This window comes from Nocardioides szechwanensis (assembly GCF_900103935.1).
Lineage (GTDB): Bacteria > Actinomycetota > Actinomycetes > Propionibacteriales > Nocardioidaceae > Nocardioides > Nocardioides szechwanensis.
The window spans coordinates 147,335-174,316 of the sequence record NZ_FNIC01000008.1 but is presented as its reverse complement, the minus strand read 5'-3'; the positions used below and the strand labels follow the sequence as shown (position 1 = coordinate 174,316).

Annotated in this window: 25 protein-coding genes; 14 read left to right on the top strand and 11 right to left on the bottom strand. The window is 72.8% G+C overall.

Annotation, left to right across the window (positions count from 1 at the left end; translation table 11 throughout):
• Positions 1 to 8: 8 nt before the first annotated feature.
• The 5 genes from BLR90_RS17910 to BLR90_RS17890 form a co-directional block, all read right to left on the bottom strand.
• The gene (locus tag BLR90_RS17910; RefSeq protein ID WP_091026593.1) at positions 9 to 674 is read right to left on the bottom strand and encodes an ATP-binding cassette domain-containing protein; all 666 of its coding nucleotides are present in this window, start codon (positions 672 to 674) and stop codon (positions 9 to 11) included.
• Positions 671 to 1,498, bottom strand: coding sequence for an ABC transporter ATP-binding protein (locus tag BLR90_RS17905; protein ID WP_091026592.1), 828 nt, complete (start codon positions 1,496 to 1,498; stop codon positions 671 to 673). Before BLR90_RS17905 ends, BLR90_RS17910 begins: the two co-directional genes overlap by 4 nt.
• Complete coding sequence (locus tag BLR90_RS17900) at positions 1,498 to 4,569, bottom strand: ABC transporter permease (protein WP_091026591.1); 3,072 nt, start codon at positions 4,567 to 4,569, stop codon at positions 1,498 to 1,500. The genes BLR90_RS17905 and BLR90_RS17900 overlap by 1 nt, the downstream gene beginning before the upstream one ends.
• 250 nt (positions 4,570 to 4,819) lie before the next feature.
• A complete protein-coding gene (locus BLR90_RS17895) occupies positions 4,820 to 5,059 on the bottom strand; it encodes a hypothetical protein (protein WP_091026590.1) in 240 nt (79 codons plus the stop codon).
• Between the two features lie 34 nt (positions 5,060 to 5,093).
• Positions 5,094 to 6,530, bottom strand: coding sequence for a DEAD/DEAH box helicase (locus BLR90_RS17890; RefSeq protein ID WP_425433647.1), 1,437 nt, complete (start codon positions 6,528 to 6,530; stop codon positions 5,094 to 5,096).
• Between the two features lie 230 nt (positions 6,531 to 6,760).
• On the opposite strand from BLR90_RS17890, the gene BLR90_RS17885 reads away from it, so the two are divergent.
• On the top strand, positions 6,761 to 7,462 hold the full coding sequence (locus BLR90_RS17885) for a ferritin-like fold-containing protein (protein WP_091026588.1): 702 nt from the start codon (positions 6,761 to 6,763) through the stop codon (positions 7,460 to 7,462).
• A gap of 7 nt (positions 7,463 to 7,469) precedes the next feature.
• On the opposite strand, the gene BLR90_RS17880 is transcribed toward BLR90_RS17885, so the two are convergent.
• Together BLR90_RS17880 and BLR90_RS17875 are read right to left on the bottom strand one after the other, a co-directional pair.
• The gene (locus BLR90_RS17880; protein WP_091026587.1) at positions 7,470 to 7,694 is read right to left on the bottom strand and encodes a DUF3107 domain-containing protein; all 225 of its coding nucleotides are present in this window, start codon (positions 7,692 to 7,694) and stop codon (positions 7,470 to 7,472) included.
• Positions 7,695 to 7,720: 26 nt separating this feature from the next.
• Complete coding sequence (locus BLR90_RS17875) at positions 7,721 to 8,308, bottom strand: TetR/AcrR family transcriptional regulator (protein ID WP_091026586.1); 588 nt, start codon at positions 8,306 to 8,308, stop codon at positions 7,721 to 7,723.
• A 245-nt stretch (positions 8,309 to 8,553) separates the two neighbouring features.
• On the opposite strand from BLR90_RS17875, the gene moeZ reads away from it, so the two are divergent.
• The 8 genes from moeZ (at position 8,554) to BLR90_RS17835 (ending at position 15,202) form a co-directional block, all read left to right on the top strand.
• Positions 8,554 to 9,780, top strand: a complete 1,227-nt coding sequence (moeZ, locus tag BLR90_RS17870; protein ID WP_091026585.1) for an adenylyltransferase/sulfurtransferase MoeZ — start codon at positions 8,554 to 8,556, stop codon at positions 9,778 to 9,780.
• Between the two features lie 138 nt (positions 9,781 to 9,918).
• Positions 9,919 to 10,815, top strand: a complete 897-nt coding sequence (locus tag BLR90_RS17865; protein WP_091026584.1) for a chymotrypsin family serine protease — start codon at positions 9,919 to 9,921, stop codon at positions 10,813 to 10,815.
• A 90-nt stretch (positions 10,816 to 10,905) separates the two neighbouring features.
• Positions 10,906 to 11,658 carry a DUF4129 domain-containing protein gene (locus BLR90_RS17860; RefSeq protein ID WP_091026583.1) on the top strand — a complete coding sequence of 251 codons (753 nt, stop codon included), beginning with the start codon at positions 10,906 to 10,908 and terminating at the stop codon, positions 11,656 to 11,658.
• Positions 11,655 to 12,125 (top strand): hypothetical protein, encoded by a 471-nt coding sequence (locus tag BLR90_RS17855; protein ID WP_143016258.1) that lies wholly within the window; start codon positions 11,655 to 11,657, stop codon positions 12,123 to 12,125. The genes BLR90_RS17860 and BLR90_RS17855 overlap by 4 nt, the downstream gene beginning before the upstream one ends.
• Positions 12,122 to 13,102, top strand: a complete 981-nt coding sequence (locus BLR90_RS17850; RefSeq protein WP_091026581.1) for an AAA family ATPase — start codon at positions 12,122 to 12,124, stop codon at positions 13,100 to 13,102. Before BLR90_RS17855 ends, BLR90_RS17850 begins: the two co-directional genes overlap by 4 nt.
• A complete protein-coding gene (locus BLR90_RS17845) occupies positions 13,102 to 14,403 on the top strand; it encodes a DUF58 domain-containing protein (protein WP_091026580.1) in 1,302 nt (433 codons plus the stop codon). Before BLR90_RS17850 ends, BLR90_RS17845 begins: the two co-directional genes overlap by 1 nt.
• Positions 14,400 to 14,909: a hypothetical protein gene (locus tag BLR90_RS17840; RefSeq protein WP_143016257.1), complete on the top strand. Its 510-nt coding sequence runs from the start codon at positions 14,400 to 14,402 to the stop codon at positions 14,907 to 14,909. The genes BLR90_RS17845 and BLR90_RS17840 overlap by 4 nt, the downstream gene beginning before the upstream one ends.
• A complete protein-coding gene (locus tag BLR90_RS17835) occupies positions 14,906 to 15,202 on the top strand; it encodes an MGMT family protein (RefSeq protein WP_091026578.1) in 297 nt (98 codons plus the stop codon). Before BLR90_RS17840 ends, BLR90_RS17835 begins: the two co-directional genes overlap by 4 nt.
• 9 nt (positions 15,203 to 15,211) lie before the next feature.
• On the opposite strand, the gene BLR90_RS21160 is transcribed toward BLR90_RS17835, so the two are convergent.
• From BLR90_RS21160 to BLR90_RS17815, 4 genes are read right to left on the bottom strand one after another with little or no spacing between them, the layout of a single operon-like run.
• Positions 15,212 to 17,593, bottom strand: a complete 2,382-nt coding sequence (locus BLR90_RS21160) for an SCO7613 C-terminal domain-containing membrane protein (protein WP_091026577.1) — start codon at positions 17,591 to 17,593, stop codon at positions 15,212 to 15,214.
• A gap of 48 nt (positions 17,594 to 17,641) precedes the next feature.
• Positions 17,642 to 19,024: a YlbE family protein gene (locus BLR90_RS17825; RefSeq protein WP_091026576.1), complete on the bottom strand. Its 1,383-nt coding sequence runs from the start codon at positions 19,022 to 19,024 to the stop codon at positions 17,642 to 17,644.
• Complete coding sequence (locus tag BLR90_RS17820) at positions 19,021 to 20,454, bottom strand: AllF/FdrA family protein (protein ID WP_091026575.1); 1,434 nt, start codon at positions 20,452 to 20,454, stop codon at positions 19,021 to 19,023. The genes BLR90_RS17825 and BLR90_RS17820 overlap by 4 nt, the downstream gene beginning before the upstream one ends.
• Positions 20,451 to 21,104, bottom strand: a complete 654-nt coding sequence (locus tag BLR90_RS17815; protein WP_218029442.1) for an oxamate carbamoyltransferase subunit AllH family protein — start codon at positions 21,102 to 21,104, stop codon at positions 20,451 to 20,453. The genes BLR90_RS17820 and BLR90_RS17815 overlap by 4 nt, the downstream gene beginning before the upstream one ends.
• Before the next feature lie 120 nt (positions 21,105 to 21,224).
• On the opposite strand from BLR90_RS17815, the gene BLR90_RS17810 reads away from it, so the two are divergent.
• From BLR90_RS17810 to BLR90_RS17790, 5 genes are read left to right on the top strand one after another with little or no spacing between them, the layout of a single operon-like run.
• Complete coding sequence (locus BLR90_RS17810; protein ID WP_091026573.1) at positions 21,225 to 22,667, top strand: uracil-xanthine permease family protein; 1,443 nt, start codon at positions 21,225 to 21,227, stop codon at positions 22,665 to 22,667.
• A gap of 6 nt (positions 22,668 to 22,673) precedes the next feature.
• A complete protein-coding gene (locus tag BLR90_RS17805; RefSeq protein ID WP_091026572.1) occupies positions 22,674 to 23,486 on the top strand; it encodes an FAD binding domain-containing protein in 813 nt (270 codons plus the stop codon).
• Positions 23,479 to 23,970 (top strand): (2Fe-2S)-binding protein, encoded by a 492-nt coding sequence (locus BLR90_RS17800; protein WP_091026571.1) that lies wholly within the window; start codon positions 23,479 to 23,481, stop codon positions 23,968 to 23,970. The genes BLR90_RS17805 and BLR90_RS17800 overlap by 8 nt, the downstream gene beginning before the upstream one ends.
• On the top strand, positions 23,967 to 26,357 hold the full coding sequence (gene cutA, locus BLR90_RS17795) for an aerobic carbon-monoxide dehydrogenase large subunit (RefSeq protein ID WP_091026570.1): 2,391 nt from the start codon (positions 23,967 to 23,969) through the stop codon (positions 26,355 to 26,357). Before BLR90_RS17800 ends, cutA begins: the two co-directional genes overlap by 4 nt.
• Positions 26,354 to 26,980 carry an SRPBCC family protein gene (locus BLR90_RS17790; protein WP_091026569.1) on the top strand — a complete coding sequence of 209 codons (627 nt, stop codon included), beginning with the start codon at positions 26,354 to 26,356 and terminating at the stop codon, positions 26,978 to 26,980. The genes cutA and BLR90_RS17790 overlap by 4 nt, the downstream gene beginning before the upstream one ends.
• Positions 26,981 to 26,982: the final 2 nt, after the last annotated feature.

The following is a 26,982-nucleotide window of genomic DNA, read 5'->3' as shown; positions in this document are numbered from 1 at the left end:
AGCACTCCTCACATCTCGCGGACCCCAGTGCTCTCGCCCTCGTCGAGGGCGAGCGTCGCGTCGGTCCTGGCTGCGGCTTCGGGGTCGTGCGTGGCGAGGACGACCGCGGCGCCGCGGTCGGCCTCCTCCCGCAGGGCCGCCATCATCAGCTCCCGATTGCCGGCGTCCAGGTCACTCGTCGACTCGTCGGCGAGCAGCACGGCCGGGCGCAGCGCGAAGGCCCTGGCCAGCGCCACCCGCTGCTGCTGGCCCCCGGAGAGCTGGTCGACGAGATGACGGCTGGAGTCGGCGAGGCCGACCCGGGTGAGCGACTCGTCGACGCGGCGCAACGCCTCGCGGGCAGGCACCCCGAGCGCGAGCAGCGGGACCAGGATGCTCTCCTCGGCGGACAGGGTGCCGCTGAGGCCGTTGCGCTGCGGGACGAGAACGACGCCCGCCCGTGCCGCGGCATCCCGGTCCTTCAGCACGGAGCCGTCGACGCGGACCGTCCCGGTGACGGAGGCCGCCGCCGGGCGGAAGGCACAGGCCAGCGCCCACAGCAGCGACGACTTGCCGGCGCCCGAGGGACCGGTCACCGACAGCATTCGCCCGCTGTCGACGTGCAGGTCCAGCGGACGTACGGCGACGGTCTCGCCGTACGCGACGCCCAGGCCGGCCGCTCGCAGCTCGCTCATGGCTCCTCCACCCTGAGCTCGAAGTGGTCATCGACCTCGTGGAGCCTGACCAGCGTCCCCGGAGGCAACCGGTCGCGGGCGTGGCCGGGCAGCGGCAGGAAGCCGTCGGCGGTCACCACGGCGTACTCCTCGCCGCTGCGACCCTCGCCGCCGATCCGGCCGTCGCGGATCGTGACCGTGCGCGGCAGCACCTTGGCGACATGGGGATCGTGGGTGACCAGTACGACGGTGGTGCCGTAGACGCGGTTGACCTTCGCGAGTGCGGCCAGGACCTGGTCGCGGGCCTCGTGGTCGAGCTGGCTCGTGGGCTCGTCGCACAGGAGCAGGCCCGGACGGGAGGAGATCGCGACGGCGATCGCCGCCAGCTGGAGCCCGCCGGGGGTCAGCTCGCTCAGTGGTCGGTCGGCGTGCTCGGCGAGCCCGACCTCCGCCAGCAGCTCGCCGGGGTCGGTGAGCTGCCGGCCGGCCCGCCGCGCCGGGTGCTGGGCGAAGCGGACGTTGTCGGCGGGTGTGGTGTTCGGGAGCAGGTTGCGGCCGGCGCCCTGCAGCATCAGGCCGATCTCGGTCGCGCGCAGCCGGTCGAGGTCGCGCGGGGGAGCGGCGGACACCTCGGTGTCGCCCACGAAGACCTTGCCGGCGCTGGGCCGGAGGACGCCGGACAGCAGGCTCATCAGGGTCGACTTGCCCGATCCGGACGGTCCGAGCAGACCGATCATCTCGCCGCCCGCGACGTCCAGGTCGACGCCGGACAGCGCGGCGACGTCGTGCTCCTTGACGTGGTAGATGTGCACCAGTCCCCGGGTCCGGATCGCGAGTCCACGCATCAGACGGTCTCCGTCACACGTTCGAGGTGAGCCCGACGGGCAACGACAATGCCGGCCAGGGCGGCAGCCGCCGGCAGCACCACCAGGCATGCTGCGGCGACGTACAGGACCGCCCGCCACGAGGTCGCCGGGTCGACGACGGGCACCTCCGGCCGGGTGGGGAAGAAGGAGACGTCGGGCATCGCCAGCACGGCGCTGAGCGTGCCCGCGGCGACGCCGATGACGATGGCGAGCACGATGGCCGGCAGTTGGGCCCAGACCGCCAGCCGTCGGGTCGTACGCCGTTCGGCGCCGTTCAGCCGCAGGATGGCGAGGTCCCGGGCGCGGTCGCGCCAGCCGGTGACGGCGAGCACCAGCAGGATGAGCAGCGCGATCAGGATCACGGCCGGGCCGACCACGGCACCCATGGCGAGGCTCCAGGTGGCGACGGTGTCCTGGTGCGTCTGCCGGATCGTCGAGTAGCGGCGTACGTCGGCGACCGCGATCCCGCGCTCGCGCAGCGAGGCGACCACAGCATCGACGAGCTCCGGGTCGTCGAGCAGCCAGACCTCGGCATGAGCGTCGAAGGTGACCTCGGCGCCGCGGGAGATCGCGTCGAGGTCCACCAGCGCCGAGCGCTCGGGCATGGTCGGGATCAGGGTGACCCGGCCGGCGTCCTCGGCCGGCCGGTCGCTGCCGTCGACGCCGGTCACCTCGAGCCCGAGGGGGTCACGGCGGTCGGCGGGCAGCAGCGCGGGGACCGTGCGCGGCACCCAGGCCGGGGTGATCTCGGCGGGATAGATGCCGCCGACCCTCACGACGAGACGCAGGGCGTCGTCTGACGCCGAAGCCGTCGGGCTGATCGCGGCGTACTCCGTCTCGGTCGGGTTCCACTCCTGGGGCGCGGACGGCCAGTGGACGGGGCTCCCGTCGACGCGCAGATCGCCGAGGTCGAGCTCGCCGTCGATCTCGACCCCCGGCGAGGACCTGAGCTCCACCGCCGCCAGCAGGCAGCCGCTCGCACACGCCGAGTCGTTCCCGACGAGCATCCGGCGCTCCCCGGACGGCGGCAGCGCGCCCAAGCGGATCGTGCGGCGCGTCCCGGTGCCCGTCGTCACCACGAGGCCGAGGTTGACCTCGGAGTCGCTGCCCAGGCCGTCCTTCGAGGTGAGCTGGGCATCGGGCCGCACGGTGAGCGAGAAGCGCGAACCCGTCAGCGCCACCGGCTCCAGGTCCGGGGGTGCGATCGCCTGCCACTGTGCATCGGTGGGCGCCCCGCGCGGGAAGTAGGCGATCCGCCGGAAGGCGTCCGGCTCCACGGCGAGAGTGGTGCGGGAGATCGTGACCGGCGTCGCCTGGCGGCCGCTGGGGTCGGCGAAGGTGAGCGCCGCGCGGACGCCGTCCAGGTCCCGGCTCGCAAGGCTGAGCACCACGGGCGCCCCGGCGTCGTGCTGGCTCGCATTGGTGCGGTTGCGGTCGCCGACGTCGAGCGCGTCCACGGAGAAGACCGCGAGGGCACTGGCCACGGTGATCACGGCGATCACCGCGCGGGTCTCCCGGCGGCGTCCTGTCTCGAGCAGGGTCACGCCGCTGACGAGGCGCCCCCGGCGCAGCAGCCAGCGCCCCGCCGCGCTCGCCGTGGGCGCGGCCAGGTGTGCCAGCAACAGGCCGGCGAGCAGCGCCAGGAGGGCTGGCCCGGCCAGGGCGAAGGGCCCGCTGAGGCTTCCGGTAACGAAGGCGAGGACGCCGGTCCCCACGGCGGCGATCAGGAAGGCGTCGAGCGCACCGAGCGCCCACCGCCCCGACGAGAGCCGTCCGCCGCGCAGCAGGCCGTCCAGCGGCTCGCGGGCGATGCGTACGGCGGCTATCACCGTCGTCAGCACCATGGCCGCCACCGCGAGGACGACGGCGGCCGCGAACCCGGGACCCGCCTCGAACGGCGCCGTACCGGGCAGCAGCGCCCTCGCGAGTGACCCCCCGAGTAGCGCGATGACCGCACCAGGCACGACGCCCAGCAGGAGGACGGGAAGCAGCTCGGTGAGCAGCAGTCCCACAGCACCGGCGGGTCCCCGGCCGCGGAGCCGCGCGACGGCGACCTCCCCGCGCCGCTGCTCGATCGCGGCCGCCAGCACCAGCCAGAGGACGAAGACCAGCAGCACGCCCATGGGGGCCATCAGCAGCGGCACGGTGCGGTGCGCCTGCCGGGTCTGCGCGCGGACGTCCTCCGTCAGGGCGCCGAACTCGGTGCGGACGTGCAGGTCCCGCCCCTCCCTCCCGACGTCCTGCGACAGCTCACGTACCCGGTCGCCCAGCGCGAGAACCTCGTCGACCCCGGCCGTCTCGGCGCGCACGAGGGCACCGGCCTGCGAGGTCTCTCCCGGCAGGATCGGAGCGTCGACGAAGGTCGCCTCGGTCGTCAGCCAGGCGTCGTGGGCGGCAGTGGGTTCGTTGCCGCGGAAGACGATGGAGATGCCGACCAGCGTCTCGCCCTGCCACCACTCCTCGTCACTCGGCGCATAGGTGCCGACGACCTCGAGCCGCACCCCCGGCCCGTCCTCTGCCGGCCGCACCGTCGAGGCCGACCCGATCGTCAGCCCGAAGTTGTCGACGTCGGCCTCGCTGATCAGGATCTCGCCGGCCGCGTCAGGACACTCACCGCTCAGGACGCGAACGTGCTCGCACGCGCCGTCGCGCCACACGAGTGGCCCGGTCGGGGGTACGTCGCCGGCGACCGGAGCGACGACCGCCGTACGGCCCAGCACGAGTGGTTCGAGCTCCGCGGCCACGTCGCGCGGGACCATGGCCTGGAGGTTGCGAGGGTCCCGAGCCTCCGTCGCCCCGCCCGCCGTGACCGCCGACTCCGACTTGATCGTCACGGAGTTCTCAGCGGCGCTCGCGTTGGCCAGCAGCGTGTCGACGAGCGCCTGCTGCATCGCCCGGTCATAGACGGGCGTGAACGCGGTGCACGCCGTGATCAGCGCCGAGACCCCGACCAGCGCCAGCGTCTGCCCGCGCCGGTGCCCCAAGGCCGACTGCCGCGCGAAGCGGATGGGTGACCACCTCGAAGCGCGCCGGGATCGCCAGCCCCACATGGGCACATCCTGTCGTTGTGCGGTCGCGGGAGCGTATCCCGCTCCTCAGCCAGTGGAGCCGAGCTCAAGATCGGGCGTTACAGTCTCACATCCCCAATCGCGCCTGTCTGCCACGGGCACGGCTTCTTCGTTGAGCGAGTCACAGACACCACCGGACGATCCACAATCCCGAGGCAGCGCCAGGATGCGGCGTACGAGTGAGTCGATGCGTTGAGCCGTCTCATCGCATCAACCCAGCTGCCGACAGGGGCTAGCGGGGGAGTTGCGGCTCGGGGCGCTCGTAGTCGGACGGTTCGCTGTCGATCATGTAGTTGGTGTCTTCGTGGATCTTCTCGACGGTGTGCTTGAGCCAAGCCTCGTCCTTGGTCTCGATGTCCCGCTCGTGGAGCTGCTCACGCAGGAACTCGACGAGGTCGTCGGTCTCGCGCATGGACTTGGCGATGGACGTGGCGTCGACCGCGGCCTGGAGGTTGGCGTCATACGTGGCCATCAGGGGCTCCCGAGGGGTAGTCGAAGGGACGAGGTCAGGCGGGCTGCTGGGTGGCGCCGGCGTCGCCGGAGCCACCACCGCTGCCGCCGCGCGAGCGACGACGACGGTTGCGCGAGCGGGACGCGCCGGCAGGCGCGTCGGAGGAAGCAGCCTCGGACGAGCGGGCCGGGGCCTCGGTGGCCGGGGCGGCCTCAGAGGAGGAGGCGGTGCTGCGGGTGCGGGTCCGGCCGCGGTCACGGTCGCCACGGCTGCGCGGGGCACGGTCGCCACCCCCGCCACTGCCACCACGGCGGTCGCCGCGGTCACGGTCGCCACCACGGTCCTCGCGCGGCTTGCGCTCGACCGGGGCGGCGTCGACGATGCGACCCTTCGTGCCCGGCGGGATGCCCTGGTCGTGGTAGAGGTGGTCCGAGGTGGAGTAGGTCTCCTGCGGGTCCGGGAAGGGCAGGTCGAGGGTCTTGTTGATGACCTTCCACCGGGTGAGGTCGGCCCAGTCGACGAACGTGATCGCGATGCCCGAGGCGCCCGCGCGGCCGGTGCGGCCGATGCGGTGGACATAGGTCTTGTCGTCCTCGGGGCAGGTGTAGTTGATGACGTGGGAGACGCCGGCGACGTCGATGCCGCGGGCGGCGACGTCGGTCGCGACGAGCACGCGGATCTTGTCCTCGCGGAACTTCGCGAGCGCCTTCTCGCGCGCGACCTGCGCCATGTCGCCATGGAGGGGGCTGGTGCTGAACCCGCGCTCGGCCAGGTCGTCGGCGACGCGCTGGGCCTGACGCTTGGTGCGGGTGAAGACGATGATCTTGCCGGCGTCTTCGGCCTGGAGGACGCGGCCGATGATCTCGGGCTTGTCGAGGTCGTGGGCCAGGTAGATGAACTGCGCGGTCGCGGGCACCATCGTGGTGTCGTACGACGACTCGGCGCGGATGTTCATCGGGTGGCGCATGTGGGTGCGCGCCAGCGCCACGATCGCGGCCGGCATGGTGGCCGAGAACAGCATCGTCTGCCGGGTCTCGGGGGTCATGCTGAGCAGGCGCTGCACGTCGGGGAGGAAGCCCAGGTCGAGCATCTCGTCGGCCTCGTCGAGGACGACCGCGTGCACGTGGGACAGGTCGAGCGCCTTGCGGTTGGCGAGGTCGATGAGACGACCCGGAGTGCCGACGACGATGTCGACGCCGGACTCGAGCGTGTCGAGCTGGGTGTCGTAGCCGACGCCGCCGTAGACCGTCAGGACCCGGAGACCGAGGTCCTTGCTGGCGAGGTGGAGGTCGTTGGAGACCTGGAGCGCGAGCTCACGGGTCGGGGCCACGATCAGCGCCTGCGGCTTGCCCTGCGGCAGGTTGTCGTAGGCCTTGTCGGTCGACACGACGCTGCGCTGCATCACCGGGATGCCGAAGGCGAGGGTCTTGCCGGTGCCCGTGCGGGCCTGGCCGATGAGGTCGGTGCCCATGAGGGCAACCGAGAGGGTCATCTCCTGGATCGCGAACGGGGTGGTGATGCCGGCGCGGTCGAGGGCGTCGCAGATCTCGGGCAGTACGCCGAGCTCGCGGAAGGTGATGGAAGTCAGTGTCTTTCGCTTTCGTGTGGGATCAGCCAGTCAAGCCGAGTCGAATTCGGTTGCGGCTAATTCACACGTAGCCGCGCACATACGGGCCGCCGGAGGCGGCGCAAGTGAGTTCAGTCTATCGGTAGGGTCGTGCCATGCCTGCATCTCCCGAGATCGACGCCCCGGTGGCCTTCGCAGACCCGGCCTATCGCGAGGCCGTGGTCGACCTGCTGGGCGTGATCGCGTACGGCGAGATCTCGGCGTTCGAGCGGCTCGCCGAGGACGCAAAGCTCGCCCCGACGCTCGAGGACAAGCTGGCCCTCGCGAGCATGGCGGCGGCCGAGCTCCACAAGGTGCAGGCCCTGCGCGACCGGATCACCGAGCTCGGCGCCGACCCGTTCGCGGCGATGGCACCGTTCCGCTCCGCGATCGACCTCTTTCACGCCCACACCGCCCCGGCCGACTGGTCCGAGGGCCTGGTCAAGGCGTACGTCGGCGACGGGCTGGCCAACGACTTCTACCGCGAGATCGCGGCCTACCTCGACCACGACACCCGCGACCTCGTCGTCTCGTCGGTCGACACCGAGAGCAACTCGGCGTTCGTCGTCGAGGCGGTCCGCGAGGCCATTGCCGCCGACCCACGGCTGGCCGGGCGGCTGGCCCTCTGGGGCCGCCGGCTGATGGGGGAGGCGCTGATCCAGGCCCAGCAGGTCGCCGCCGACCGTGACGCCCTCACCGCCCTGCTCGCCGGCGGCATCGACCGCCCCGGCCTCGACCTGGCCGCGATCGGGCGGATGTTCACCCGCCTGACCGACCGCCATGGCGAGCGCATGGCCGAGCTCGGCCTCGCCAGCTAGGGACTGATCAGGAGCGGAAACCCACGTGTCCGCCGGCGGCGCGGCCGAGCTCGACGTAGGCGATCTTGGCGCCGGGGACGATGATGCGGCGGCCCTTGTTGTCGTTGAGGGCGAACACGCCGCCGTCACCGGACAGCGCGTCGGCGACCAGCTTCTCGACCGCCTCAGCCGTCTCGTCGGTCTCCACGACCAACTCGCGGGATGCGTACTGGACGCCGATCTTGACCTCCACAGGTCGTCTCCTTCTGCTTGTGCTTCTCAGTGTTCGTCGGTCTTGGGGTAGCCGCGGATCCCACGCCAGGCGAGGGCCGAGACGAGCGCGGCGGCGTCGGAGCGGGGGATGGCCCCGGCGTCCTTGAGCCAGAACCGCGCGCTGACCTGGGCCATTCCCACCAGCGAGACGGCCAGCAGGTACGACGCGTCGTCGGGCAGGCCGGTGTCGTCACGGATGACGTGGGCGATCAGCGCCGCGCACTCGGTCGTGACCCGCTCGACGTGCTCGCGCACGGCTGGCTCGTTGGTCAGGTCGGACTCGAAGACCAGCCGGAACGCGCCGGTGTCGAGCGCGACGTACTCGAAGAACGCGTCGACGGTCGCGCCGACGCGCAGCTTGTTGTCGTGGGTGGAGTCGAGCGCGAGGCGGCAGTTCTCGATGATCTGGTCGCAGGCGTTGTCGAGCAGCGCGAGGTAGAGCTCCAGCTTGCCGGGGAAGTGCTGGTAGAGCACCGGTTTGGAGACGCCGGCGCGCTCGGCGATGTCGTCCATCGCGGCCGCGTGGTAGCCCTGCGCGACGAAGATCTCGAGCGCCGACGAGAGCAGCTGGGCGCGGCGTTCGCGCCGGGGCATGCGGGCGCCGCGGGGGCGGGCACCCTCGACGTCGTACTGCCCTGCGCTCACCGAGTTCCCCTCACGTCGGGCCTACTACATGTCGGCGGTCTCACTGCCGCTGGCGAGCCTACTCGTTGGGAGCGAAGGTCCGGATGACGGGACGCGGCGCCCCGGGCACGCGTCGTGCGGGGAACATGAAGGGAGGTCCTCGCGTTGGACCGGAGACACCCACACGCACCACACCTGCACCGAGGAGCTATGCCGTGAGCCTTCCCGCGCTGGTCGCGCCCGCCGATGAGCTGACCATCGACGAGGTACGCCGCTACAGCCGGCACCTGATCATCCCCGACGTGGGCATGACCGGGCAGAAGCGGCTGAAGAACGCCAAGGTGCTCGTGATCGGCGCCGGTGGCCTCGGCAGCCCCGCGCTGCTCTACCTCGCCGCGGCCGGTGTCGGCACGCTCGGCATCGCCGAGTTCGACACCGTCGACGAGTCCAACCTGCAGCGTCAGGTCATCCACGGCGTCAGCGACATCGACAAGCCGAAGGGCCTGTCGGCCAAGGAGTCGATCGCCGAGATCAACCCCTACATCAACGTGGTCCTCCACGAGGAGCGCCTCGACAACGACAACGTGCTCCAGGTCTTCGAGGGCTACGACCTGATCGTCGACGGCACCGACAACTTCGCGACGCGCTACATGGTCAACGACGCGGCGTACTTCCTGAAGATCCCCTACGTGTGGGGCTCGATCTACCGCTTCGACGGCCAGGCGTCGGTCTTCTGGCCGCACGCCACCGACGAGAACGGCGAGAGCATCGACGCTCCGTGCTACCGCTGCCTCTACCCCGAGCCCCCGCCGCCGGGCATGGTCCCGAGCTGCGCCGAGGGCGGCGTGCTCGGCGTCCTGTGCGCGCAGATCGGCTCGATCCAGGTCAACGAGGCGATCAAGCTGCTCACCGGCATCGGTGACCCCGCCGTCGGCAAGCTGGTCATCTACGACGCCCTCGAGCTCGAGTGGCGCAAGCTCAAGGTGCGCAAGGACCCCAACTGCGCCCTCTGCGGCGACCACGCCACCGTCACCGAGTTGATCGACTACGAGGCCTTCTGCGGCGCGATCTCCGAGGAGGCCGCCGACGCGGCCGCCGGCTCGACGATCTCGGTGATCCAGCTCGAGCACATGCTCAAGGAGCGCGAGGAGGGTGCCCGCGACTTCGTCCTGGTCGACGTGCGCGAGCCCAACGAGTTCGAGATCAACCGGATCCCCGGCTCCGTGCTGATCCCCAAGGGGGACTTCCTCAACGGAACTGCACTAGCGCAGCTCCCCTCTGTCGACGCTGGCAAGCAGATCGTCATGCACTGCAAGTCGGGCGTGCGCTCCGCGGAGACCCTCGCCATCGTCAAGGGTGCGGGGTACGCCGACGCGGTGCACGTCGGCGGCGGGGTGGTTGCCTGGGTCAACCAGGTCGACCCCAGCCAGCCGTCGTACTGAGTAAAATCTCCTGATTACCGGGCGCCCGTCTAGTCATTTGTGACTAGGCGGGCGTAACCCGTTGGGGACTCCCTAGTTGTGCCCTGGACAGGACTCTCGGCAACGCTGCCGACCCTAAATCAGGAGGGTTATCACCAGATGCACGTCTCCCACACCAAGCGCCGCCTCGCCGGCCTCGCCGCAGCCGCCGCCAGCACCGCTCTGGGTGTCTCGATGATCGCGGCTCCGACCGCCGCCGAGGCGAAGCCCGCCCGCAACGTGACCGTCGCCTGGGCTCCCGCCGCGACCGCCGCGATCACGCCGGGCGTCCAGACCAACACTGCCGGCAGCGGACAGTGCACGGCCAACTTCGTCTTCACCGACGGTGCGGGCAACGTCTACCTCGGCCAGGCCGCGCACTGCGCGAGCACCGGCGAGGCCACCGACACCGACGGCTGCCTGGCCGACTCCCTGCCCCTGGGCACCCGGGTCACCTTCAACCGCGGCGGCTCGCTCCTGAGCTCCGGCACGCAGGTCGGCGCCGGCACCCTGGTCTACAGCTCCTGGCTCACCATGCAGGCCCGCGGCGAGTCCAATGCCGACACGTGCGCCTACAACGACTTCGCCCTGGTGAAGGTCGACGCCGCTGACGTCTCCAAGGTCAACCCGAGCATCCCGTTCTGGGGCGGCCCGACCGGCATCAACAGCACCGGCACCGCCGCCGGCGACGACGTCTTCAGCTACGGCAACTCCGGCATCCGCTTCGGCATCGAGGAGCTCTCGCCGAAGCAGGGCATCAGCCTGGGCACCACCGGCAGCGGCTGGACCCACCCGGTCTACACCGTGAGCCCCGGCGTCCCCGGTGACTCCGGCTCGGCCTTCCTCGACGGCACCGGCCGCGCGCTCGGCACCCTGTCCACGCTCGCCATCGCGCCGCTGCCCGCCTCCAACGGCGTCGGCGACCTGAGCCGCGAGCTGGCCTACGCCCAGGCCCACGGCACCATCGCGGGTCTGGCCCTGGCCAACGGCACGGAGCCCTTCTCGCCGATCCTCTGACCGACCCGGGGGACATGGGTGGCCCCGTCCGCTTCGGCGGACGGGGCCACTCCCACATTTACGGCCGGTTCCAGCGGGTACGTTGCTCGCATGCCTGACCAGGAGGCGTCTCGGACCCGGGGAGCCGGCGCGGTGGCGGGAGTACTCCTCGCCACGGTGGTGCTGCTCGGCCTGGCCACCTGGGCCGCCTCGATCGGCACCGACGACGTCGTGGGCGACGGACCCGGCGCCGGCGCGACGCTGACCCGCCCGACCGACGCCAACACCGCGTCCGGGCCGCGCTACGAGCCCCGCGGCGACACCCCGCCGCCCCGGGACGGGCACGCCGGGTGGGCGACGTTCCTGGCCCGCACCCTGATCGGTGTCGCCGTGGTGCTCGTCGCCGTCTACGTCGTACGACGTGCGCTCGACGTCGCGCGGTGGTTGCGGGGCCGCGGTCGCCGGCTCCCTGACGAGGACCCGGAGCCAGACGGCCCGAGCGCGCTCCTCGCGCAGGCCACGAGCGCCGCCGAGGCCATCCTCAGCGACGGCGAGGACCAGCGCGAGCTCCTCGAGACCGGCACCCCGCGCAACGCGATCGTCGCCTGCTGGCACCGCTTCGAGGTCCAGGCGGCCGACGCGGGGGTGCCGCGCAGGCGCTCCGAGACCTCGTCGGAGTTCACGCTGCGGCTGCTCGACCTGGTCGACGCCGACCTCGACGCGGTCGCCGTGCTCGCCCGGCTCTACCGCGAGGCCCGCTTCTCCGACCACGACCTCGGTGAGCCCGCCCGCGACGAGGCCCGCACGGCGCTGGACGCCCTGCACCGCGGCCTGTCCTCGCGCTGGGTCAGGAGCCGCAGGTGAGGCAGTGGCGGTGGCGGGTGGCGTTCCTCGTCGCCCTGCTCGTGAGCGGCTGGGTGCTGACCCAGGTCATCCTCGACATCGAGCTCGACGCGCCGCGGCTGTCCCTGATGGCGGTGCTGCTGGTCACCGCGTGGTGGCTGCTGTTCGACCAGCTGGCACCGACCGCGCCGCGGTGGGCCGTCGGACCCGCCCGGCCCGCCGTACCCCGTGGCCAGGACCTGCGCACCCAGCGCTACCTGAGCGTGATCGAGAACCACCTCGTGGCAGGCCATCCCGACCGGTCCCTCGCGACCCGGCTGCTGCTCGTCGCCGACGGGACGCTGCGGGCCCGGCACGGCGAGAGCGTGCACACGCCCGAGGGCGAGGCGATGCTCGGGGCCGACATCGTCGACCTGCTCCACCTGCCCGCCCGGCGCCTGACCAAGTCCGAGATCGAACGCTGCGTCCAGAGGATCGAGAACCTATGACCGAGCAGAGCGCCCCCCTCACCATCGCGGTCGCCGCCGAGACCGCCGGGCGGGTCCTCGCCGAGGTCCAGCGCGCCGTGGTCGGCAAGCAGGCGTCGCTGACGCTGGTGCTGACCGCCGTACTCGCCAAGGGGCACGTGCTGATCGAGGACTTCCCGGGCCTCGGCAAGACCCTCGCGGCGCGGTCGTTCGCGCAGGCGCTGGGCCTCGACTTCGCCCGCGCCCAGTTCACCCCCGACCTGCTGCCCTCCGACCTGACCGGCTCGTTCCTCTACGACCAGCGCCGCGCCGAATTCGAGTTCCGCAAGGGCCCGCTCTTCACGGGGCTGCTGCTCGCCGACGAGATCAACCGGACCCCGCCCAAGACCCAGTCCGCGCTGCTCGAGGCGATGCAGGAGCGGCAGGTGACGGTCGAGGGCGAGACCTTCGCGCTGCCCGACCCGTTCCACGTGCTCGCGACCGCCAACCCGATCGAGTACGAAGGCACCTACCCGCTCCCCGAGGCCCAGCTCGACCGGTTCCTGATGCGCGTCGCCTTCGGCTACCCCACCGCCGAGGAGGAGTACGACGTCATCGCGCGGCGCGTGGAGCGGCGACGCGAGGAAATCACGCTCGACCAGGTGACCGACGGGGAGGGGCTGCGCGCCCTCCAGGCGACCGTCGAGACGGTGCGGGTCGACCCGAGCATCGGGCGCTACTGCGTCGAGCTGGTGGCGGCGACCCGCGACCACCGCGAGGTGCTCACCGGCTCGTCCCCGCGCGGCTCGCTCGGGCTGGTGCTGGCCGCTCGCGCGTTCGCCGTGGTCCGGGGCCGCGACTACGTGATCCCCGAGGACGTCAAGGCGGTCGCCCGTGCGGTCCTGGGCCACCGGATCACGATCAAGCCCGAGCTCTGGATGACCGAGACCAGCGGCCTCAGCGTCGTCGACGACGTGCTCGGCCGGGTCGCGTCGCCGACGGCGCTCGAGGGCGGCTGATGGAGGCTCAGTCGTCCGTGTGGCGACCGACGGGGAGCCTGGCCCGGTCGGTGATCGTCGCGACGGTCGGCGTCGTCGCCTCCGTGGTCGGTGGCCGCCCGGTGCTGCTGGTCCTCGTGGCGCCGATGGTCGTGACCGCGGCGTTCGCCCTGGTCCGCCGCCCTCCGGGCCGGCCGTCCGCGCACGTCACGCTCGGGCACCGCCTGCTCCACGAGGGCCAGGGCACGCTCTCCCGGCTGGTGCTGACAGGTGCCGAGGGGGCCGAGCAGGTCACCCGCGTCGCGGCCCGCGAGCCCTACGTCCGGGTCCACCCCGCCGCCGGCCGCGCGTCGCGCCTGGTCGCGGGCGGCCCGGTCGACTTCGAGGTCAGCCCCCGCCGCTGGGGCCGCCGTACCCTGGGCGACGGCGCCGTCGCGCTCACCTCCGCCTGGGGCGGCTTCCGGTGGGGACCGGTCACGACCGGCGGCGACCGGATCTCGGTGCTGCCGACGAGCGTGCCCTACGGCTCGCGCGCCGAGTCGCCCCAGCCGCGCGGCCTCGTCGGCGCCCACCGCTCCGCGCGCACCGGCAGCGGCACCGAGTTCTCCGGGATCCGCGGCTTCGAGCCCGGTGACCGGCTGCGCCGGATCAACTGGCGGGTGTCGGCGCGCAGCGGCCGGCTCCACGTCACCACGACCCGCGCCGAGGAGGACGCCGGCGTCCTCCTCGTGGTCGACGCCCTGGCCGACCACGGCCGCTCCGACGGGGTCGACGGCGGCGAGAGCAGCCTCGACCTCACCGTGCGGGCCGCGGCCGCCGTGGCCGAGCACGCCGTACGCCAGGGCGACCGGGTCTCGCTGCGGGTGCTGGGCCGCGACTCCCGCCAGCTCGGGTACGGCGCCGGCTGGGTGCACCTGCGCCGCGTGCTCGGCGCGCTGGCCGCCGTGCAGCCCGTCGCCGCCCAGGACGGCGAGGTCGAGCGCCTCCAGCTGCGCGCCGCCGAGGGCACGATGGTCGTCGTCCTGTCGCCGATGCTGGCCGAGGTGCTCGGCACGGTCACCGCGACGGCGCTGCGTCGTGGGCTCCCGACCCTGGTCGTCGACACGCTGCCGGAGGACGCCGCGCCGGCGGTCACCCGCGGCACCGACCCGGTCGCGGCCGACCTCGCGTGGCGGCTGCGCAGGCTCGAGCGCGAGCAGGTGCTGTCCAGCCTCGCCGCGCTCGGCTGCCCGGTCGTGCCGTGGCGCGGGCCCGGCACCATCGACGAGGTGACCCGCCGGCTCGCCCGCCGCGCCCAGCAGCCGCGGGTGGTGGTCCGATGAGGCACTGGACGCCCGGCCAGTGGGTGGTGCGGCTCGTCGTGCTGACCGGCCCGTTGCTGGCGCTCTCGGCGGAGGGTCTCCAGGGCGACGGCCCGGGCTGGCCGCTCCTCGTGATCGTCGCCGCGCTGTCCGCGGCCTTCGCGCTCTACCCCGAGTCGCCCGCCGGCTCGGTGGCGTTCGTGTTGGTCCTGGCCTCGTGGTGGGAGGGCGGTGCCGGGCTCGTGGACGCCTCCGCGTTGCTCGCGGCCGCCGCCCTGATCGCCAGCCACGTCGCGGCGGTGCTCGCCGCCTACGGCCCCGACGACGTACCCCTCGACCGCGAGGTCACCCTCCTCTGGCTGGTCCGCGGCGCCGCGGTGTTCCTGGCCGCGCCGGCGGTGTGGCTGCTCGCCGACGCCCTGAGTGACCAGCCCGAGCAGGCCGGGGTCTGGGTGGCCGGTGTCGTGGCCGCGACCACCGCAGTGCTGTTCGCGATCGTCGCGGGCCGCGACCGGGAGCCGGCGTGACCGACCCGGAGGAGTACGTCGAGCTCGTGCTACAGGTCGTGGAGCGGGTGCCGCGCGGCCGGGTCACGACGTACGGCGCGATCGCGGACGCGGTCGGTGGCGGGCCGCGCCAGGTGGGCTCCGTGATGTCGCGGCACGGGGGGCCGGTGCCCTGGTGGCGGGTCGTGCGCGCCGACGGGTCGCTGCCGCCGAGCCACGAGGACGAGGCCCGGCAGCGCTACCTCGAGGAGGGCACCCCGCTGCGGCGCTCCGGGTCCGTCGACATCGTCAACGCGTTCTGGGGGCCCCAGTAGGTAGGGGGACTAGCGGAGCCGGCCGACGAACGCCGACGCGTGCCGCAGCTCGACCAGGCGCCGCTCCCAGGTCACGCCGACCACCGTGAGCAGCGTGCCCGCGAGACCGATCACGACCCACTGGGGAGTCTGCGCGACGTAGGGGGCGAGCTCGCGCAGGACGAGCACGGCGCCGACCGCCGCCCCGGTCACGAGGGGAGCGCTCCAGCGCAGCATGGTGCCGGCCAGGACGAGCGCCAGGCAGGCCACGCCGAGCAGGGCCGCACGCAGCGACACCGGGTCGGTCGCGACGACCCACAGCAGCGAGGGCACCGTCGGGAGCACGAGGCCCGGAGCCACGGCCATCGACGTGGAGGCAGTGGGGTCGCGGCGCATCCGGTCCAGACCGACCAGCACCAGGGCCACGGCCGTCGGCAGGGTGTAGGCCTCGGGCGTCTCGACGCCGAGGTCCGCGAGCCGGACCCAGGTGGCGAGCGCCAGCAGGAACCCACCCAGCCAGGCGAAGTCGCGTCGGGACTGGTGCACCACGGCGGTGGCCGTGACCAGGGCGCCGGCGACAGTGAGATGGATGGCGAGCGCGGTCGCGGAGTCGTCGGCGCTGAGCACGCTGGCCGCGGCGGCCGCGGCACCGGCGAGCATGGCGGAGGCCTCGAGCTCCACCCGCGGGCGGGCGATGGCCAGGAGGCCTACGGCGAGCAGGACCGGTACGGCGCGCTGGACGGTCTCGACGTCCGCGAGCTCGAAGGAGGACCACAGCAGTGCGGCGCCGGCCACCGGCAGGAGCAGGTCGCCGAGCGAGCTGGCGCTCGGGAAGCGGCCCCGGAACGCCATGGCCGCAGCGGCGGCGGTGGTCGCGGCAAGGACCAGCGTCATCAGCAGGTCGCTCGGGCGACCCGCCACGAGAGCGGTCCCGAGCACACCGACACCGAGGAGCGCCTCGGTCGTCCCGACGGTGGCGGTCCGGCGCAGCGCGTCGATGACCAAGGCCGCGCCGAGGACGCCGATCGCGGTGACGAGGATCCACAACGGGACCGGGTAGAGGGCGAGGGTGGCGACGGCCGCAGCGGCAAGGGACCCGGCGGCGACGGGCCACAGCCGGCGCACCTGCGGGAGGGTCAGCCACATGGCGCAGACGAGCAGGAGGGCGGCGACCGACGGCACCAGCAGGGCGGGGTTCGCCAGGTGGTCGGTGCGCCTGGTCGACTCGGCGAGGAGCACCCGGCCCGCGGCACCGGCGCTCATCACGAACGCCACGAAGGCGACCGGGACGGCGGCCAGGGTGGCCGGCACCTTGGCGATGACGGCCCAGTCGGCCGGCGCCGCATAAGAGCCGGCGGCCCAGCCGGCCACGAGGCCGAGGGCGACGAGCGTGGCGACGGTGAGCGACTCGTCGTACCCCGGCAGGGTGAGGGTGATGCTGAGCAGGCTGGCGGCCGCGGCGGCGCAGCTCACGACGGTCTCGCGGCGCCGGTCGAACCCGACGGGGAGCAGCAGCATCCCGGTCGCGGCGAGCAGGGCCCAGCCCGGGCCGGCCGCCCAGACGGTGCCGAAGGTCAGTGACCCGGCTGCCTCGAGGTTGCTCGCGGCGTTGGTGGTGAAGGCGATCCAGGTGACCGTGGCCCCGGTGAAGGCGAGCCAGGGGAGCGCCGCCAGTGCGGCCAGTCGGCCGACGGCGGCGAGGGCGGTGAAGGCCAGCACTCCGGCGCCGAGGACGACGAGGTCGGAGGTGGTGAGCTGGACGGCGGCCGCCACGCCGAGACCGAGGCCGACGGTGGTGGCCACCTGCGGTGCGACCAGTCGCGGCGGGGTGAGGGCGAGCGCGAGGGAGACCGCGGCGACGACACCGCCGACCGCGAGGACCAGTCCGTCCTGGGTCAGGTCGCCGAGCCACCCGGCGTGGTCGGCGCCGACGACGTCGAGGACCAGCAACCCGAGGGCGACGACCGTGAGGGACTCGCCGGCCACGCGCAGCCCACGCCCGCCGAGCCAGCCGCCGAGGACTCCGGTGGCGACGGTGAGGGTGACCAGGACCGCCGTACGGCCTCCGACGCCGAGCCAGGACCAGGCGACGGCCAGGAAGATCACGGCCGCGACGAGCAGGCAGGTCGCGCCGAGGCCGAGCAAGATCTTGGGGACCGACGCGGTCCGCACGCCGGTACGGCGCGGGGCGGGGACGGGCGCGGGGCGCGGCGCGGGCACGGGGTAGGCGGGGAGCGGGGCGGCGTTCGCCCGCAGCTGCGCGAGCAGGTGGTCGGCGTAGGTGAGGGTCCGGAGCAGCTCGGCCGCGAGCGGGTGCGTGAGGGGGAGGTCGCACGAGGGGCATCGAGTGGGGTTGACCGGGAGGACCGCGTGGCAGTCGGGGCAGGCGAGTGGGTCGGCGTAACGGGTCATGTACTCATCAGACTCCCGCGGCGTACCTGTGCGCGAGAGCGTGGGTACTCAGGGGGCCAGTTCGGCGAGCCGGGCCAGCGCCTGCGGGAAGATCTCGGCGGGCGGGGTGACCAGGCCGGCGCCGACCTGGCCGACGCCGGCGACCTTGCCGGCCATGCCGGTGTTGATCTGGGGCAGGATCCCGGTGCGGCAGACGCGGGTGACGTCGATGCCGGTGGGCGTGCCCTGGAACTCCAGCACCGGCACCGACCAGCGGGGGTTCTCGGCGAGCGTGATCTCGTGCATGCGCCGGGTGGTCGCGAGCGCGTCGGGCACGCTGCCGCCGACCAGGCGCACGATCGCGGGCGCGGTGGCCATGGCGAAGCCGCCGATGCCGGCGGTCTCGGTGATGGCGGAGTCGCCGATGTCGGGGTTGGCGTCGTCGGGGCCGTAGTCACCGAGGTAGAGACCGTCGGCCACCTGCGCGGGGCCGGTGAACCACTCGTCACCGGTTCCGGAGACCTGGATGCCGAAGTCGGTGCCGTTGCGGGCCATCGCCACGACCATGGTCGAGCCGGGGATGTCGCGGGCGGCGTCGAGCGCGAGCTTGCAGGCCGGCATCGCGAGGTTGAGGAAGAAGTGGTCGTTGCCGCCGACGAAGCGCAGCACCTGGGCGACGTCCTGCGGGTCGAGGCCGGCGAGGGCGAGCGCGGGGGAGAGGTCGCGCAGCAGCATCAGGGTGCCCGCGCGGTTGCGGTTGTGGGCCTCGTCGCCCATCTGGAGCATCTGGGTGAGGATCCCGGTGACGTCGACCGGTCCGCTGGTGTCGACAGTGCCGCGGACGGCCGCGCGCAGCGCCGGGCCGAGTACATCGCCCATCCAGCGCAGCCGCTTGAGCACGTCGGGGGAGTAGGCGCCGTAGCGCAGCACCTTGCCGAGGCCCTCGTTGAGGGAGCAGTGGGTACGACGCCCGGTCGCGCGGTCCTCGAGCACGAACATCCACATGCTCGGGGTGACGACGCCGGCCATCGGGCCGACCGTGCCGCGGTGGTGGCACGGCTCGAGGGAGACGCTCTTCCCGTCCTCGAAGAGGGCGACCGCGTCCTCGGGATCGTCCACAAGCCCTTCGAGCGCGGCGCCGGCCATCAGTCCGCCGCGCATCGGTCCGGACGCGCGGGCCCACTCGATCGGCGGGCCGGCGTGCAGGAACTCACCGCGCTGGAGCCCGAGCACCTCGGAGGCGGGTGCCACGTCGACGAGGTGGGCGGTCACGCCGAGCATCGCGGTGACCGCCAGCGTGTTGGCGGCGGACCGCCGGGGGTCGAGGGCGACCGTGGCGAGATCGGACTCGGTGCCGGGCATCGGGGGTCGCCAGTCGACGCGGGTGACGTCGACGGCCTGGGCCGCGATCGCGTCGGCGAGCAGGTCGACGCCGGTGGTGACGACGCTCATCGGGTCGCTCCCAACATCTCGAGGGCACGACGGGTGGCGCCGGCGTTGGACAGGTGGACCTCGGCGCCCGCCGCGGCGAGCGCGGAGCGCTGCCGGTCGAGTCCCTGAGGGTCGCCGGACGTGCCGACCAGGCTGACCACGATCGGCACGGTGGCGGCCTCGATCGCGGGTGCCAGCAGCTCGGCGGGGTCGGGCTCGGCGCCGTGGCCGAGCACCACGTCGAGCAGGATCACGCCGGTGCTGGGGTCGGCGGCGACCCGGGCGAGGTGGTCGAGGCGCAGCGTCGGGTCGATCATCGGGTGCGCGCGCCCAGCGGTGTAGGCGTCGTCGCCGAAGTCGACCACCGCGTGACCGGTGGCCAGGCCGCCGAGGTCGCTGCTCACCTGGCCGAGGGTCTCCGTCGCGAGCTGGCGCGCCTCGCCGGCGAGGGTCCCCCCGACGAACAGCCCGCGCAGCCATTTCCCGTTGACCCGCCCGAAACTTTCGGGCGGGTCAACCGTGGTCCACGTCGGGACGGGGTGGCCGAGGCGCTGGAGGACCCGCTCGGCGGCGGCGGTCAGGTCGGGCTGGCCGGGACCCAGCAGGGCGAGCTCGACCGGGGTGCCCAGCCGGTCGGCGTACTCCTGGATGGCGGTAGCCACCGCGGGCGCCGGCGGCTTGGAGACGAGCACGATCAGCTCGATCTCGGGGTCGGCGTCGAGGCGGCGCAGGGCCTCGCGGGTGGCGAGCCCGCCGACCTCGGTGCCGAGGTCGCGACCTCCGACGCCGAGGGCCGCGGTGACGCCGACGCCGGCGTGGTCGAGGAGGGCGAGCAGCTGCTGGCAGCCGGTGCCGGAGGCGGCGACGATCCCGACCGGTCCGGGGGTGACGACGTTGGCGAAGCCGAGGCCGACGCCGCCGACGATGGCGGTGCCGCAGTCGGGGCCCATGACCAGCGCGCCGCGGGTGGCCGCCGCCTGCTTGAGAGCGACCTCGTGCTCGACCGGGACGTTGTCGCTGAAGATCATCACGTCGCGGCCGGCCTCGATGGCGTCCATCGCCTCGACGACGGCGTTGGGCCCGGGCACGGAGATCAGCACGGTGGTGGCCTCGCGGTCGTCGCGCAGCGCGGTGGCGGTGGTGCGGTGGGGTGCGACCTCGGCGGAGCCGGCGGGTCGGCGGGTGCTGTCGGCGAGGGCCTGGTCGACCCCGGCGAGCACGGCATCGAGGGCATGGGGGTCGTCGAGGCGTACGGCGACCACGAGGTCGTTGACCGACGCGCCCTCGGGGATGACGAAGCCCATGCTCTCGAGGACCTCGACGTTGAGCGGGGTGGCCATCGCGACCTGCGCGGCCGCGACGCCGTCGAGCTGGGCCACCGTGCGGCTGACCTGGAGCAGCGTCACCGAGTCGGCGTAGGCGCCCGGGCGGAGCTCGACGTGGGTGGTCATGCGGCCAGAGCCATCCGCGCGCCCTCGAGCAGTCCGGCGCCCGACGAGCTGCCGACGCGCAGCAGCGCCGCCTCGGCCGCGGGCGCCGCGGGCGTGCCCCACGCGGCGAGCAGGTCGGCGACCTCGGGCAGCACCTCGCCGCGCAGCGCGCACTCGATCAGGGTGGCGGACAGGACGGTCGTGCGGTGGAGCAGCCGCGTCACCTCGGCGTCGAGGTTCGTCGTGGCGCGGCCGGCGGCCCGGTGGGCGGCGAGGTAGCCGCAGACCACGTCGTCGCCGTACGGCGTGAGGCCGTCGCCGCTGCCCACCAGGGCGGCCGCGTCGAGCGTGGTGCCGGCGAGGTGGAGCGGGCGGACCGGGACCTCGGTGCGGACCACGCGGCCGACGATCACGGGGCGGCCGTCGAGGTGCACCACCCCGCCGATGACCTCGGCGCGGCAGACGTCGGGCAGCACGTCGAGCCGGGTGCGCAGCGCGCACGGCACCTGCCAGGCGTGGCGTCCGACCACGCCGAGCGCACGGCCGTCGAGGTCGACGTAGAGGGCGTCGGGGCCCGCGTGGAGGACCCGCCGAGCGCCGTCCGGAGCGGCCCGCAGGCGTGCTGCGACGCGCCTCGGGGCGCTGGCCGGGACGGGTCGGGGCTGCGTCACGCGGCCGACGCTACTCCCCAACTGGTCTCGACCAGGGCGGCGTTCCTCCACCACGGCGGGCTCCGCAGGGTGTGTCATAGGGGCGCATGGGGGCCGTCGCCACGATCGAGGAGGGTTCTGATGTCGCAGTTCAAGTGGGAGAAGGTCGACCCCGCGCCAGGTGAGGCGGTCGCGCCGCACCAGCGGCTCGGCTGGGGCAAGACCGCAGGGCTCGGGGCGCAGCACGTCGTCGCGATGTTCGGGGCGACGTTCGTCTTCCCGGTCATCATGGGGCTCAACCCCAACCTCGCGATCCTGATGAGCGGGATCGCGACCATCTGCTTCCTGCTCATCGTCAAGGGCAAGGTGCCGAGCTACCTCGGCACGTCGGCCTCCTTCGTCGGCGGCGCGACCGCCATCTACACCTACGCAGGCGAGGGTGGGCCCGGTGGGCCGGAAGACGTCACCGGCGCGATCCTGGTCTCCGGCGTCGTGCTCGCGATCGTGGGTGTGATCGTCCACTACCTGGGCGCCGACATCGTCAACAAGATCCTGCCGCCGGTCGTCACCGGCGGCGTGGTGATGGTCATCGGCTTCAACCTGGCCGGCGTCGCCACGAGCGTCTACATGCCGGCTGACCGCTGGATGGCGATCATCACGATGACCGCGGTCATCCTGATGGCGGTCGGCCTGCGTGGCTTCCTCGGCCGGATCGCGATCTTCCTCGGCCTGATCTTCGGCTACCTCTTGTCCTGGCTGTTCGACGCCCTCTCCGTCGGAGGTGTCGCCGGCGACCGCGTCAACTGGGACAACGTTGACAAGGCCAGCTGGCTGGGCTTCCCCCGGCACACCGTCGAAGGTCTGGTGGGCAACCAGAACGAGCTCGGGAACCTCGACGCGGTGGGCTGGCACATGCCGAGCTTCTCGATCACGTTCGCGCTGCTCGCGCTCCCTGCTGTGATCGCGTTGGTGGCCGAGAACATGGGCCACGTCAAGGCCGTCAGTGGCATGACCGGGGTGGACCTCGACCCGATGATGGGCAGGGCGATCGCCGCAGACGGTGTCGGCACCGTGCTCGCCTCGTCGGTCGGTGGCTCGCCCACCACGACGTACGCCGAGAACATCGGTGTCATGGCTGCGACGCGGGTCTACTCGACGGCGGCCTACTACGTGGCGGCGCTCGTCGCGATCCTGCTCGGGTTCGTCCCGAAGTTCGGAGCGATCGTGGCGGCGACGCCGGGTGGCGTGCTCGCCGGCATCACGATCGTGCTCTACGGGATGATCGGCCTGCTCGGCGCCAAGATTTGGATCGAGAACCGGGTCAACTTCGCCAACCCGGTCAACCTGGTCCCGGTCGCGGCCGGCCTGATCCTCGGGATCGGCCTCGGCACGACCGGGTTCTTCGAGGTCACCGACAACTTCTCGCTGGGCGGCATCGCCCTAGGAACTATCGTGATCATCGTGGGCTACCACCTGGCACGCATGGTCGCGCCTGCGGACCTGGACGGCACGATGATCGCGGTCGGCACTCCCGGCGCCCACACCGAGGACCACGCGCAGCCCCACCGTCACAAGGAGGAGTAGGCCCGCGTGAAGCCCGCTCCCTTCGCCTACGTCCGCCCGGGCTCGCTGGCCGACGCGCTGAGCGCGTTGGCCGGTGACCCGGGCGCGAAGGTGCTGGCCGGCGGGCAGTCGCTGGTGCCGCTGCTCTCCATGCGGCTCGCGGCGCCGTCGACGCTGGTCGACATCAACGGGCTGCCCGGGCTGGACGCGGTCACGGTGACCGCTGACGGCGTACGGGTCGGGGCGCTGGCGCGCCACGCCGACGTGCTGGCGCACGACGAGGCCGCGCGGGTGCAGCCGCTGCTGCGCCTGGCGCTCTCGCACGTCGCCCACGCGACCATCCGCAACCGCGGTACGACGGTCGGGTCGATCGTCCACGCCGACGCGGCCGCGGAGATGCCGGTCGTGCTCACGCTCCTCGGCGGCTCGGTCGAGGTGGCCGGCCCGTCCGGCACCCGCACCATCCCCGCCACTGACCTGTACGTCGGTCCGCTCGAGACCTGCCTGGCGCAGGACGAGATCGCCACCACGGCGTTCTTCCCGGCACTCGCGCCCGGGGCGCGGGTTGCCTTCGCGGAGATCGCCCGCCGTCACGGCGACTACGCGCTCGTCGGCGCCGCCGCGCTCGTCGACGGTGACTCGGTCAGGGTCGGCTATGTGTCGGTCGGTGACGTGCCCACGGTCGTCGACCTGACCGGCGTACCCCTTAACGAGATGGCGGCCACCGCCCTCGCGCAGCTCGACCCCGCCGACGATATCCACGCCACCGCCGCCTACCGCGCCCAGCTCGTGCGCGTCCTGACCGAGCGCGTCGTAACCGAGGCGAGGACCGATGACTGAAGAACTGCTGGAGGTGCGCCTCAGGGTCAACGGGGTCGCCCACGACCTCCGGGTGCCCGCCCGGCGGCTGCTGTCCGACGCACTGCGCCACGACCTCGGGCTGACCGGCACCCACGTCGGCTGCGAGCACGGCGTCTGCGGCGCGTGCACGGTCCTGGCCGACGGGCGGCCGGTGCGCGCGTGCCTGATGTTCGCGGTGTCCGCGGTCGGGCTCGAGCTGACCACGGTCGAGGGGCTGGCCGACGTCGACGGCACGCTGAGCAACGTGCAGCAGGCGTTCGCCGAGTGCCACGGCCTCCAGTGCGGCTTCTGCACGCCGGGCTTCCTCACCACGATCACCGCCGGGCTGCGCGACAACCCGCAGCCCACGCACGACGAGGCGCGCGACATGATCGCCGGCAACCTGTGCCGCTGCACCGGCTACCAGAACATCGTGAAGGCCGTCGAGCGCGCCGCCGAGCTGGGTGCGGGGGAGACGTCGTGACCACCAAGCTGATGGGCACCGGGGTGCAGCGCGTCGAGGACCAGCGGTTCCTGCGTGGCCTTGGTCGGTACGCCGATGACGTCGCCGTCGACCCGTCGACGCTCCATGCCGCGGTGCTCCGGTCACCGCACGCGCACGCGCGCATCGTCGACATCGACGTCGCCGACGTGCTCGACGTCGAGGGCGTCCACGCCGTGTGGACCTACGACGACCTGACCGGTCCGATGGCCGAGCCGCTGCCGCTGCTCATCCCGCACCCGATGCTGACCCACGGCCGCACGCAGTACGCGTTGGCCAAGGACGAGGTCAACTACGTCGGCGAGGCGATCGCGTTCGTGGTCGCCGACGACCGCTACGTCGCCGAGGACGCGGTCGGCAAGATCAAGGTCAGCTACGAGCTCCTGCCGCCCGTGGTGGGCATCGACGCCGCCCGCGCCGCCGACCGGCTCGTGCACGACGACGTACCCGGCAACGTCGGCGCCCGCATGGAGCAGAACACCGGCGACGTGCAGGCCGCGATGGCGGCCGCGCCGCACCGGCTCACCCTCGACCTCACCGTCGAGCGCAGCGCCTGCATGCCGATGGAGGGCCGCGGCACGGTCGCGCGCTGGGACCCCGACATCGACCGGCTCCAGGTGTGGTCGTCGACGCAGACCTCGACCGGCGTGCGTGCGGTCGTCGCGGTCAAGCTCGGGCTCGACCTGCGCCAGGTCGACGTGATCACCCCCGACGTGGGCGGCGGCTTCGGCGTCAAGATCAACCATCCCTGGCCCGAGGAGCTGCTGGTGCCGCTCGCGGCACGCACCCTCGGCCGGACCGTGAAGTTCACGGAGGACCGGCGCGAGCACTTCATCTCCACCGCGCACGAGCGCGGCCAGGTGCAGTACATCGAGGTCGGCTTCGACGACGACGGACGGCTGCTGGCCCTCGACGTGAAGTTCTGGCACGACCACGGCGCCTACACGCCGTACGGCCTGATCGTCCCGATCATCACCTCCACCCAGCTGCTCGGGCCCTACAAGCCCGAGGTCTACCGCGTCGTCTTCGAGTCGCTCTACACCAACACGGTGATGGTCACGCCCTACCGCGGCGCCGGGCGGCCGCAGGGCTGCTTCGCGATGGAGCGCACCATGGACGCGATCGCCGCCGAGCTCGGCAAGGACCGCACCGAGGTGCGGGCGGTCAACTTCATCCAGCCCGACGAGTTCCCGTTCGAGCAGGGACTGGTCTTCCAGGACGGGCGAGAGCTGACCTACGACAGCGGCGACTACCCGGCCTCGCTGGAGAAGATCAAGGCCCTGATCGGCTGGGACGAGTTCCCGGCGTTCCGCGCGGAGATGGCCGCCGAGGGACGGCAGGTCGGGATCGGCCTGGCCTGCTACGTCGAGGGCACCGGCGTCGGCCCCTACGAAGGCGCGCACGTGCACGTCGAGACCTCCGGCAAGGTCAAGGTGGCGACCGGCCTCACCACGCAGGGGCAGGGACACGCGACGGTCTTCGCGCAGCTGGTCGCCGACGAGCTCGGCTGCCGGTTCGAGGACGTCGAGGTCGTCACCGGCGACACCCGCCGGATGCCGTACGCCGTCGGCACCTTCGCGTCGCGCGCCGCGGTGATGAGCGGCTCGGCGATCCACCTCGCCGCGAAGCGCGCGAAGGAGAAGGCGCTCAAGATCGCGGCGGAGGCGCTGGAGGCCTCGCCCGACGACCTCCAGATCGTCGACGGGGTCGTGTCGGTCAAGGGCTCGCCCGGCTCGTCGATCGACCTGGGCACGGTCGCCGTACTCTCCAACCCGCTGCGTTACGCCTTCGACGAGGCGTCCAAGGCGGCCACGCAGTTCACGGTCGGCGACCCCGGCAAGCCGCCGGTGGCCGAGGACGAGGAGCCCGGGCTGGAGGGCACCGACTTCTACAGCCCCGAGCGCTCGACGTTCGCGTCCGGGATGCACGCCGTGATCGTCGAGACCGACCCGCTGACGGCCGAGATCCGGATCTTGAAGTATGCCGTGGTCCACGACTGCGGCAAGCTGATCAACCCGATGATCGTGGAGGGCCAGATCCACGGCGGTGTCGCGCAGGGCGTCGGCGGCGCGCTCTACGAGCGGATGGTCTACGACGAGTCCGGTCAGCTGCTCAACGCGTCGTTCATGGACTTCCTGATGCCCTACGTCACCGAGGTCCCCGACGGGATCGACATCGACCACCTCGAGACGCCGTCGCCGCTCAACCCGCTCGGGATCAAGGGCGCCGGCGAGGCCGGCGTGATCCCGTCGGCGGCGGTGTTCGCGTCCGCGATCGAGGACGCCGAGAGCATCCCGATCACGGCGATGCCGATCTCGCCGTCCGAGCTGTTCCACCTCCGACTCACCCACGCCGAGGAGACCCCGTGAAGATCAGTGGCGCCAACGTGCTGCCCCATCCGGTCGACCGGGTCTGGGGCGCGCTGCTCGACCCGGCCGTGCTCGTGGCCACCATCCCGGGCTGCTCGCGGCTGGAGACGACCGGCGAGCACACCTACGCGATGACCGTGACCGCCGGCGTCGCCGCGATCAAGGGCACGTACGACGGCTCGTGCGCGCTGTCCGACCTCGTCGAGCGGGAGTCGCTGACGATGCGGCTCCAGGGTGCCGGCGCCCCGGGCACGATCGACGCGACCGTCGCGGTGCGCTTCGACGAGGTGCCCGAGGGCACCCGGGTCTCGTTCGACGCCGACGCGGTCGTCGGCGGCATGGTCGGCGGCGTCGGTCAGCGGATGCTCGGCTCGGTCTCGAAGCGGATGGCCGGGGAGTTCTTCGGCAACGTCGGTGAGTCGTTGACCCGCCCGAAAGTTTCGGGCGGGTCAACGGTGGGGGCTGCGGAGGGATCGGCGGCGAACGTGCCGGGGACCGTCTACACCGCGCCGCCGAGCGGGATCTCGTCGCAGGACGACTTCCTCAAGGGCGTCGTGCTCGGCGCCGGGCTGGTGCTGCTGGGCGTCGTCGCGCAGGGGTTGTTCGGCCGTCGGCGAAGATGACC

Coding starts and splice junctions, on each gene's coding strand:
- BLR90_RS17865 (WP_091026584.1), top strand. CDS start 9,919: ATGCACGTCTCCCACACCAAGCGCCGCCTCGCCGGCCTCGCCGCAGCC.
- BLR90_RS17810 (WP_091026573.1), top strand. CDS start 21,225: ATGTCGCAGTTCAAGTGGGAGAAGGTCGACCCCGCGCCAGGTGAGGCG.
- BLR90_RS17885 (WP_091026588.1), top strand. CDS start 6,761: ATGCCTGCATCTCCCGAGATCGACGCCCCGGTGGCCTTCGCAGACCCG.
- BLR90_RS17840 (WP_143016257.1), top strand. CDS start 14,400: ATGAGGCACTGGACGCCCGGCCAGTGGGTGGTGCGGCTCGTCGTGCTG.
- BLR90_RS17845 (WP_091026580.1), top strand. CDS start 13,102: ATGGAGGCTCAGTCGTCCGTGTGGCGACCGACGGGGAGCCTGGCCCGG.
- BLR90_RS17910 (WP_091026593.1), bottom strand. CDS start 674: ATGAGCGAGCTGCGAGCGGCCGGCCTGGGCGTCGCGTACGGCGAGACC.
- BLR90_RS17890 (WP_425433647.1), bottom strand. CDS start 6,530: ATGACCCTCTCGGTTGCCCTCATGGGCACCGACCTCATCGGCCAGGCC.
- BLR90_RS17850 (WP_091026581.1), top strand. CDS start 12,122: ATGACCGAGCAGAGCGCCCCCCTCACCATCGCGGTCGCCGCCGAGACC.
- BLR90_RS17875 (WP_091026586.1), bottom strand. CDS start 8,308: ATGCCCCGGCGCGAACGCCGCGCCCAGCTGCTCTCGTCGGCGCTCGAG.
- BLR90_RS17900 (WP_091026591.1), bottom strand. CDS start 4,569: ATGTGGGGCTGGCGATCCCGGCGCGCTTCGAGGTGGTCACCCATCCGC.
- BLR90_RS17860 (WP_091026583.1), top strand. CDS start 10,906: ATGCCTGACCAGGAGGCGTCTCGGACCCGGGGAGCCGGCGCGGTGGCG.
- BLR90_RS17895 (WP_091026590.1), bottom strand. CDS start 5,059: ATGGCCACGTATGACGCCAACCTCCAGGCCGCGGTCGACGCCACGTCC.
- BLR90_RS17800 (WP_091026571.1), top strand. CDS start 23,479: ATGACTGAAGAACTGCTGGAGGTGCGCCTCAGGGTCAACGGGGTCGCC.
- BLR90_RS17825 (WP_091026576.1), bottom strand. CDS start 19,024: ATGAGCGTCGTCACCACCGGCGTCGACCTGCTCGCCGACGCGATCGCG.
- BLR90_RS17905 (WP_091026592.1), bottom strand. CDS start 1,498: ATGCGTGGACTCGCGATCCGGACCCGGGGACTGGTGCACATCTACCAC.
- BLR90_RS21160 (WP_091026577.1), bottom strand. CDS start 17,593: ATGACCCGTTACGCCGACCCACTCGCCTGCCCCGACTGCCACGCGGTC.
- BLR90_RS17820 (WP_091026575.1), bottom strand. CDS start 20,454: ATGACCACCCACGTCGAGCTCCGCCCGGGCGCCTACGCCGACTCGGTG.